The 1,829-nt window shown below is 77.5% G+C and carries 1 protein-coding gene; it reads left to right on the top strand.

Going from position 1 to position 1,829, the window contains the following annotated elements:
• Positions 1 to 157: 157 nt before the first annotated feature.
• Positions 158 to 1,612, top strand: coding sequence for a PucR family transcriptional regulator ligand-binding domain-containing protein (locus LCD31_RS21445; RefSeq protein WP_308015859.1), 1,455 nt, complete (start codon positions 158 to 160; stop codon positions 1,610 to 1,612).
• Positions 1,613 to 1,829 lie beyond the last annotated feature (217 nt).

The raw sequence follows: 1,829 nt of genomic DNA, 5'->3' as shown, positions 1-1,829 counted from the left end.
CGGGGGGGGGGCCGGGGGCGCCCCCCCCCCCCCCCCGGCCCCCCCCCGGGGGGCGCGGGGTGACGGGCGGGTGCCACCAAATAGTTCCGCCCCTGGGGCCGTTCACTCCCTCCCGCGGGACTCCACAGCCCGCCCCGGACGGTGCAGAGTGAGCGGCGTGCGCCTGAGCGAACTCGTCGACGACCCGGACCTGGGTCTGACGCTGCTCACCGGCCCGGCGGATCCGGTGGTCCGCGGCGTGTACGTCACCGACCTGCTCGACCCGAGCCGCTACCTGAGCGGCGGCGAGCTGGTCGTCACCGGCCTGATGTGGCGAGCGGACCCGGCGGATTCGGCCCGGTTCGCCGCCGCGCTCGCGGCGGCGGGCGTGGCGGCGGTCGCCGCGGGCACGGCGCGGCTGGGCAGCACTCCGCCGGACCTGGTGGCCGCCTGCCGGGAACACGGCCTCCCGCTGCTGGAGGTGCCGGTCGCGGTCAGCTTCAGCGCGTTGTCCGAGCGGATCCTGGACGCGCACCGCGCGGCGGGCCGGGGCTGGGTGTCGGCGTTGGCGGCGGGCGCCGGGCTGGACGAGGTGCTGGAGCGGGCATCGGCCGAGCTGGGCACCGGCTGCTGGGTGCTGTCCGGCGCGGGAGCGGTGCTGGCGGGTCCCGCGGAGCCGCCGGCCGCGGACGACCTGCGCCCCGGCCTGTCGGGGGAGGGGACTCGGGCCGGGTGGTCCTTCCGCCCGGTGGGCGGTGGCGGTGAGCCGCGCATCGCCCGCTGGTTCGTGGTGTCCCGCGCCGGCGCGGTCCCACCGGAGGCGCTCGGGGAACTCGCGACCGTGGTCGCCCTGGTGCGCAGCCGCGTGGACCAGGCGCGGCGCATCGCGGGCCGGTCCGCGGAGTCGGCGCTGCGCAGGCTGCTCGACGGCTCGTCGAGCGCGGCGGAGGTGGCGGCGCGGCTGGACGCGGCAGGTGTGCCGGTGGAGGAACCGCTGCGGGTGGTGCAGCTGTCGGTGCCGGGTGGTGCGGCGCGCGCGGCCGCGGTGCTGCGCGAGTTGGCGGCGGCGACGGGTTCACCGTCGGTCGTGGCGCCGCTGGGGGAGGTGGCGGTCGCGGTGTTCGCGGCCGACGAGCGGCGGCTGGCGGGGCTGCCCGCGCGGTTCCGCGGGTTCGCGGAGCTGGCGGGTCCGGCGGCCGGTTTGCGGGCGGGCGTCAGCGACGTCGCGGCGGCGGACGGCTTGCGCTCCGCGCTGGAGGAGGCGGGCCACGCGCGGCGGCTGGCGGAGCTGGCCCCGGATTCGGCGGTGGTGACGGCGGATGCGCTGGCGTCGCACCGGGTGCTGCTGGCGTCGGTGCCCGCGGAGTTGCGCCGGTCCTACCGGGACAGGTTGCTGGGGCCGCTGTTGTCCTACGACGAGGCGCACGCGGCGGATCTGGTGCGCACCCTGCGGGTGTTCCTGGAGTGCTCGGGTTCGTGGTCGCGCTGCGCCGCGCTGCTGCACGTGCACGTGAACACGTTGCGGTACCGGATCGGCCGGGTCGAGCAGATCACCGGACGAGAGCTGGGAAATCTCTCCGCACGAGTGGATTTCCACCTCGCACTGCAACTTCTCGACGACAGCCCGTCCTGATCGGCCGCTGCGTCGTGTGAGTCGTCACAAACGCCCGTCCGGCCGGGGATGTTTCACCCGATCGGTTCGTAATCGGCTGCGTCGACCGGTACCGTGCTTGGTGGGGCGCCCCCCCCCCCGCCCCCCCCCCCCCCGCCCCCGCCGGGGAAGGGGGTGTGCGCAAACTGCCCCCCCCCCCCGGGGGCGGGCCCCCCCCCCCCCGGCGCCCGCGCCCCCC

Origin of the sequence: Saccharopolyspora sp. 6M (assembly GCF_020176775.1) — a bacterium.
In the GTDB taxonomy this organism is placed as follows: Bacteria; Actinomycetota; Actinomycetes; order Mycobacteriales; family Pseudonocardiaceae; genus Saccharopolyspora_C; species Saccharopolyspora_C gregorii.
The sequence above is the reverse complement of the archived record's forward strand: the minus strand, read 5'-3'. Positions and strand labels throughout refer to the sequence as shown.